6 protein-coding genes are annotated in these 7,124 nt (G+C 70.3%); 1 reads left to right on the forward strand and 5 read right to left on the reverse strand.

Annotated elements, in window-relative coordinates; all coding sequences use genetic code 11:
* From ACTWQJ_RS43035 to proB, 3 genes are all read right to left on the reverse strand, one after another.
* Positions 1 to 570: aldehyde dehydrogenase family protein (locus tag ACTWQJ_RS43035; RefSeq protein WP_443311849.1), on the reverse strand; the 570-nt coding region annotated here is incomplete at its 3' end.
* Positions 571 to 768: 198 nt separating this feature from the next.
* Complete coding sequence (locus tag ACTWQJ_RS43040; RefSeq protein WP_443311850.1) at positions 769 to 1,251, reverse strand: hypothetical protein; 483 nt, start codon at positions 1,249 to 1,251, stop codon at positions 769 to 771.
* Between the two features lie 193 nt (positions 1,252 to 1,444).
* Positions 1,445 to 2,572, reverse strand: coding sequence for a glutamate 5-kinase (proB, locus tag ACTWQJ_RS43045; RefSeq protein ID WP_443311851.1), 1,128 nt, complete (start codon positions 2,570 to 2,572; stop codon positions 1,445 to 1,447).
* Positions 2,573 to 2,784: 212 nt separating this feature from the next.
* Between proB and ACTWQJ_RS43050 the strand changes: the two genes are divergently transcribed.
* Positions 2,785 to 4,185: a polysaccharide pyruvyl transferase family protein gene (locus tag ACTWQJ_RS43050; RefSeq protein ID WP_443311852.1), complete on the forward strand. Its 1,401-nt coding sequence runs from the start codon at positions 2,785 to 2,787 to the stop codon at positions 4,183 to 4,185.
* 59 nt (positions 4,186 to 4,244) lie between these two features.
* On the opposite strand, the gene ACTWQJ_RS43055 is transcribed toward ACTWQJ_RS43050, so the two are convergent.
* Both ACTWQJ_RS43055 and ACTWQJ_RS43060 read right to left on the reverse strand, forming a co-directional pair.
* Complete coding sequence (locus ACTWQJ_RS43055; RefSeq protein ID WP_443311853.1) at positions 4,245 to 5,468, reverse strand: glycosyltransferase family 2 protein; 1,224 nt, start codon at positions 5,466 to 5,468, stop codon at positions 4,245 to 4,247.
* A 194-nt stretch (positions 5,469 to 5,662) separates the two neighbouring features.
* Positions 5,663 to 7,124, reverse strand: a 1,462-nt coding sequence (locus tag ACTWQJ_RS43060; protein WP_443311854.1) for a hypothetical protein, incomplete at its 5' end; no start/stop codon positions are given.

Raw genomic sequence — 7,124 nt, forward strand, 5'->3', positions numbered from 1 at the left:
CTCGCCGGGCACCAGCTGCACGGCGTAGGCGGGCAGCCCGGACCCGCCCACGGCGTCGCGGATCACCCGGACGAGGGCGGTGGTTGACTCGTACGCGGAGGCCGAGCCGCGCAGCAGTACCGCGTTGCCAGACTTCAGGCACAGGTCGGCAGCGTCCACGGTGACGTTCGGCCGGGCCTCGTAGATGATCCCGACGACGCCGAGCGGGACGCGGACCTGGCGCAGGTCGATGCCGTTGGGAAGGGTGGAGCCGCGGACGACCTCGCCGACCGGGTCGGGCAGCGCGACGACGTCCCGCACGTCGGAGGCGATGGCCCGTACGCGCTCCGGGGTCAGGGTCAGCCGGTCGACGATGGCCTCGCTGGTGCCGGCCTCGCGGGCCTTGGCGACGTCCTTGGCGTTGGCCTCGACGATTTCGCTCGTACGGACCTCGAGCGCGTCCGCGATGGCGAGCAGCGCGTCGTCCTTCACGGCCCGGGGCAGCGGCGCGAGGTCGGCGGCGGCGGCCTTGGCACGGTAGGCGGCCCGGGTGACCGGGGTCATGGAGTCGTACGGCGAGAGCGTGGTCATGAGGGAAGGGTAGTGCGCCGGACGGGTCCGTCCGGCAGCCATCCCAAACCCCGAGACAGGTCCGGTAGGCACCGTTCGCTCGCTTTTGCCCCCCAACGGACCGCAACCATCATTTGCCCCCCACGCACCGCAACCATCAATTGAGGAACCACGACGGCGAGCAACCAGGTCCGCGAGAGCGGCGCCGGTTCCGGCGCACTAGAAGGGGTGGACGCCGACCGGGCTGGCCGGTGGCGGGCCGTATCCCTCGGAGATGCGCTGGTGGTAGGTGGCGCGGTCGATGACCTCCAGGCCGACGATCTCCCAGGGCGGGAGCCCCGCGGTCTGCCGGTGCTCGCCCCACAGGCGCAGCGCGACGGCGGCCGCGTCGTGCAGGTCGCGGGCCTCCTCCCAGTACCGGATCTCCGCGTGGTCGTCGGCGTATCGGCTGGTCAGCAGGAAGGGGTGGTCGTGGGCGAGCTGTTCCAGGGCGCGCCGCAGCTCTTCGACGGGGGCGGCCTCGCCGGAGACGCTGAGGGTGATGTGCCACAGGCGGGGGATGTCCTCGGGCTCCTCGCCCGTGTACCGCTCCCCGGCTGCGACGCTGGTGAGGGCGCGCTCCTCGCCGGCGGTGCGGCGGCCGGTGTCGCGGGAGGGGGAACCGCCGCGGGACGCCGCTGCCCCAGGGCGTACTCGTCTCACGACGGCCTCCTTTGCGCGGTGTCGAGCCGGGGTCGAGCCGTGCTCGTGCGGGATGTGCCTGAGACAAAGTTGAGCAGGCCGCCAGGGCTCGCGGGGCCGTTTTGCGCAACGTCCACCTCAGGGCGGGCGCTTTTTACGGGGCGTTCCCCCCGTTTTCGGCCTGCGCCGCGCGCTTCAACCCGATCGTCGTTCCTCACCGGTGGAGGAGCACCAGATCGTCCCGGTGGACGACCTCCCGCTCGTAGGCCGGTCCCAGGTCCCGCGCCAGTTCCCGGGTCGAGCGGCCTATCAACCGGGGGATCTCCTTGGCGTCGAAGTTGACGAGCCCGCGGGCCACCGCGCGCCCGGCGCCGTCCCGCAGTTCGACGGGGTCGCCCGCGCTGAACTCACCCTCGACGGCGGCGATTCCGGCCGGCAGCAGCGACTTGCGGCGTTCCACGACCGCGCGCACCGCGCCGTCGTCGAGGGTGAGCGAGCCCTGCGGGGCGGAGGCGTGCTGGAGCCAGAGCAGCCGGTCCGCGGAGCGCTTGCCGGTGGGATGGAAGTAGGTGCCGGTGTCCTGGCCGGTCAGCGCGTCGGCCGCATGGATCGCGCTGGTGAGCACCACGGGGATGCCGGCGGCGGCGGCGATCCGGGCCGCCTCGACCTTGGTGACCATGCCGCCGGTGCCGACGCCGGCCTTGCCGGCGCTGCCGATCTCGACCTGCGCGAGGTCGGCCGGTCCCGTCACCTCCGCTATCCGCGAGGTGCCGGGCCTGGTGGGGTCGCCGTCGTAGACGCCGTCCACGTCGGAGAGCAGCACCAGCAGGTCGGCCCGTACGAGGTGGGCGACGAGCGCGGCGAGCCGGTCGTTGTCGCCGAAGCGGATCTCGTCGGTGGCGACCGTGTCGTTCTCGTTGACGACCGGCAGGGCGCCCATGGCGAGGAGCTTGTCGAGGGTGCGGGAGGCGTTGCGGTGGTGGGCGCGGCGGCTCATGTCGTCGGAGGTGAGCAGGACCTGGCCGACGCGGGTGCCGTAGCGGGCGAAGGAGGCGGTGTAGCGGGCGACCAGAAGCCCCTGGCCGACGCTGGCGGCGGCCTGCTGGCGGGCGAGGTCCCTGGGGCGGCGACGCAGGCCCAGCGGGGCGAGTCCGGCGGCGATGGCGCCGGAGGAGACGAGAACGATCTCCTTTTCCCCTTGGCTTCGCACCTTGGCGAGGACGTCGACGAGTGCGTCGACCCGGTCGGCGTCCAGACCGCCGGACGCGGTGGTCAGCGAGGAGGAACCCACCTTGACGACGATCCTGCGGGCCTCGTGCACATCCTGCCTTGCCGCTGCCACCTTGCTGTCTGTCCCCTCGCGTAGGTTCGGCTGCCCCGCCCGCAATCTACGCGAAGGGGAACGGGAGCCGTGCATCGGTCCAGCCTCTGGACAAGCGGGGCGTAGCCGTTTGCTCACGGTTCGCATACGGCAAAAAGGTTGTACAGGTTGTCTATGGCAATAGAAGACAGAGCAAACTTAATCTGAACGCTGTGTCATCTCAAGATCGTCGCGTGCAGCGCATACTCCTCAGATCGGGGAAGAGCCCCTTCGACGTCGTCCCCGTCGAAGAAGCCCTCCACCGGGACGTGATCGCCACCAACTCCGGCAACCTGATCTTCAGCGACGCCGCACACAAGATCCTCCAGACGCCGCGCACCGAGGTGGTCTCGAACGGGATTCGGACCAACGTCGCCGCGGCCGGACGGATCAACGAGCAGTACGACGTCTTCGTCGTCCCCCTGGCGAACGCCTTCCGCCCCTCCTTCGAGCCCCAGCTGAAGCGGCTGACCCGGCTCATCACCCAGCTCCGTATCCCCGTGGTCGTCGTGGGCGTCGGCGCGCAGGCGGGGCTGGACTACAACCCGTCCCGGCTGAAGGCCATGGAGCCGAGCGTGCGGGAGTTCGTGTCGGCGGTGCTGGACCGCAGCGCGTCCATCGGGGTGCGGGGCGAGTTCACCGAGAAATACCTCAAGGACATGGGGTTCCGGGACGTCGAGGTCATCGGCTGCCCGTCGCTGTTCATGTACGGCAAGGACCTCGCCGTACACAAGGACGCACCCGCCCTGACCGCAGCCTCCCGCGTCGCGGTCAACGGCTCGCACAACGCGGTGAAGTCGCAGGGCCTGGACCGGGTCATCGCCCGCGCCCACCAGCGCTATCCGCACCTGCGTTTCATCGGCCAGAACCTCACCGACGCACGGCAGCTGCACTGGCGGGAGGTGGCGGGACCGAACGGTCTGGTCACCGAGATGCCGACGCACCCGGACCACCCGATGTACCAGGAGGACAAGGTCCGCGTCTACATCGACCCCGTCACCTGGATCGACGACCTGCGCGACTTCGACTTCTCCTTCGGCTCACGCATCCACGGCAACATCGCCGCGCTGCTCGCGGGTACCCCCGCGACCGTGCTGTGCGGTGACTCGCGGACGCTGGAGCTGTGCCGCTACTTCGACATCCCGCACCGCACGATCGACGACCTGCCCGAGGACCTGGATCCGGCGCAGTTGTACGAAACTGCCGACTTCGGTGCGTTCATGAGCGGTCACCAGGAGCGGTTCGAGCGGTTCACGGGGTTCCTGAGCCGGAACGGGCTGGACAACACGTTCACGCACGGCGACGGGGGCGCGGCCTTCGAGGAGCGGCTGCGTGCGCTGCCCTTCCCGGCGGGCATCCGCCCCTGGATGGACACGGACATCGCCTCGCTCACCTCCCGGTTCGGCTGGCTGCAGAGCCGGATGAGTGAACTGGCCGCGGACAACGCCAAGCTGAAGAAGGAGCTGGCGCAGTCCCGGGCAACCGAGAAGCCGGCCGCCAAGCCGCCCGCGCCGAGCACCACCTCCGTCTACCGGAAGGCCCGCAAGGCGGTGGGACGCCCGCTGCGACGGGCGTTGCAGTCCGGACGGCAGTAGACCGTCACCGGGATCTGCGGGACGAGGCGGAGGGACTTCCCCCCGCCTCGTCCCGCTTTTCATGCCGCAGCCGCCCGTCCACCGGGCGTGGACGAGCGTGACGTCAGCATCCGTCGCACCTTGCGCGCCGCCCTGCGCAGCAGGGACTCGGCGCCCCCCTCGCGGTACCCCGGGAAGGGGCGGGCCTCGTGCGGCTCGGCGAGGTAGACGGGGTCGGGGACGCCGGCCGCGCGGTCGCGGAAGTGGGGGTAGGCCAGGTACAGGCGGCGGCCCTTCTTCTCCAGGAGAGCCGCCGGCTGCTTCTTGGCCTTGAGGAACTGCAGGACGTCCACGAGGAGTTCGGGCCGCTGCTCGGCGACCAGATGCAGCCGTAGCCGCTCCTGGACCTTGATACGGCGCCCGATCCCGTCCCGCCAGTACGTCTCCATCAGCGGCTTCGCCAGCTCCATCTTGTGCCGCCGCACCTCCTCGCTGTCCGTGAGGAACTTCGGCCCGAACTGCGGCAGCAGCGTGACCAGGAAGGGACGGACCATCAGCGCGTCGCGCCGCTCACCCGCCGGGACCAGGTCGGCGATCAGCTGCATCAGGGCGCGCGCGGAGTCGAAGCGCAGGGTGTAACTGCCGCTCTTCGTCACATGCTTGCCGTCCTCGCGGCCCACCAGGTAGTAGCAGGTGTAGTCGGCGACCACGGAGACGCCGTTCGCCCGCAGATACGCCTCCATCGTGAACAGCGCGTCCTCGCCGGTCCACAGGGACTCGTCGAACCGCATCCCGTGCCGCTCCAGCAGCTCACGGCGGAACAGCTTCTGCGCGCTGAGCGTGAACTTGATCTTGGACGAGAAGACGTCCGTACGCTCCAGCGTCCTGCCCCACATCGACTTGGGCGCCGAGCGGTTGACGCCCACGACCCGGCCGAGGACCACATCGGTGCCGTTGCGGTCGGCCATGGCGACCATCCGCTCCAGTGCCTCGGCACCCAGCCGGTCGTCGGCGTCGAGAAAGAACACGTACCGCCCGGCCGCCTTGCCCAGGCCGACATTGCGCGGGCCGCTGGGCCCGCCGGAGTTCTCCTGCCGGATCACCGTGACCGGCATGGGCGCGCGGGCCGCGAACTCCTCCAGGTACTCCCCCGTACCGTCGGTCGACCCGTCGTCGACCGCGATGACCTCGATGCGCTCCGGGTCGATGGTCTGTGCCTCGACCGACGCCAGGCACTCGACCAGATACGGCATCGCTTCGTACGCCCCGATGATCACGCTCACATCAGGCTGCGTCACGGTCACATTTCCCCCCAGTTAACGGAAGATTCCCCCCGTATCTCCTCTATCGCTCCTTAGTAGACGGTGTACGGGGGCATGCGGTTGCCCTGGTCAGCCACGCTGGTGACTCAAGTCCCAGTACGAGCGGAGGGGTCAAAACGTTCGGCCCCCGAGAAGCAGGTGCTTCTCGGGGGCCGACAGGGGTTACGGATGGCCGGTCAGCGCGCCGGTTGTTCGGCGTCCTCCGGCTCGACCTCCTCCACGGCACCGGCCGCGGCCCGGGACTCCTGGCCGAGATTGCGGGTCTCGGCCTTCAGTGTGAGGTTCGCCACGGCGGTGTTGAACTGGTCGATGGACTTCGGCTCGTCCGGTCCGAGCAGGTACCGCTTCAGCTCCTTGCGGTCCTCGGCCAGCGGGTCGGCCGCGGGGTCGCGCACCGCCGCCAGCAGCTCGCCCAGCTCGGCGGCGCTGTTGGACAGGATCGTGGCGGCGCGCACCGCGGTGTTCTGCCGCTTGAACTCCTCCACGCCCAGCTCGGCCGAGTCCGTGACCGCGTACGGCTTGCCGCTCGCGATGAAGTCGGAGACCACACTGGAGATGTCGGAGACCATCGCGTCGGAGACGTTGAAGCAGTCGTACAGACGCGGCTCGGCGCCCGCGATGACCCGGTGCTCGTACGCCGGGAAGGAGCGCCAGTAGGCGTCGTTCCACTCGGCGCGCAGCCGGGCGATCTCCTCGTGCTTGCGTACGTCGATCAGGCCGTCGCGGGTCGCCTCGGCCTCGTCGCCCTTCTCGCCGCCGACGCCGGACAGTTCGGCGAGCCGGGCCTCGATCCGGGCCAGCTCGGCCCTGGCGGCGGCCTGCGCGGCTGCGTCGGCGGTGAAGCGCGGGTCGGCGGCGCGCTCGGCGGCGGCCTGCTCGACCAGCGCCGTGATGCGCCGGTGGGCGGCGCCGGCCTCCTTGCTGACGGTGCCGGTGAAAGGGTGCGGCTTGTACAGGACGCGGACCGGCGGGTCGGCCTTCACCAGCCTCTTCACGATGTTCTCGCCGGCGAGCACGAGCGAGGTGTTGCCCGGGTTGCCGTCCCAGCCCTCCCAGGTGGGCGCGTAGAGGACCGTCGGGATCCGGCCCTCAGGGACACCGTTCCAGCCCTGGATCGGCGCCAGCTGCGGGCGGCCGACCTCCACGATGTCGTCGTCGCGGACGCCGACGTCGGCGATGGCGTACCGGTCGCGGCCCGCGCGGCCGGCCGTCCACACCTCGTCGTACACCTTGCTGAACGGGTTGACGCTGGCCAGCTTGTCGCTGTCGCCGTGGCCGATGAAGACGTGCTTCATGGTCGGGACACGCAGCATGTGGATGTTCTTGCCGACGTTCGCCGCGTACAGCGCGACCCGCACCGTGGACAGGTCCATGTTCATCAGGTGCACCCCTCCGGGCACGCAGATGACCGGGACGGTGGTGGGCGCCATGCGGTCCAGGATGGCCCGCTCGCGCAGGATGATCAGCGGCCTGGAGTCCAGCTGCTCCATGGTCTCCAGCCACATGTTGACCTGGTACGCCGAGTCCTTGGAGCCGGAGAAGTACAGCACCGTCTCGGGCCGGTACTCGCGCAGCCAGTCGTCGACGGCGACCAGGACGACATCGGCGCGCGGCGGGATCCGGCGGCCGCGGACGTAC

Source organism: Streptomyces sp. KR55 (genome assembly GCF_052245645.1).
GTDB lineage: Bacteria > Actinomycetota > Actinomycetes > Streptomycetales > Streptomycetaceae > Streptomyces > Streptomyces flavusporus.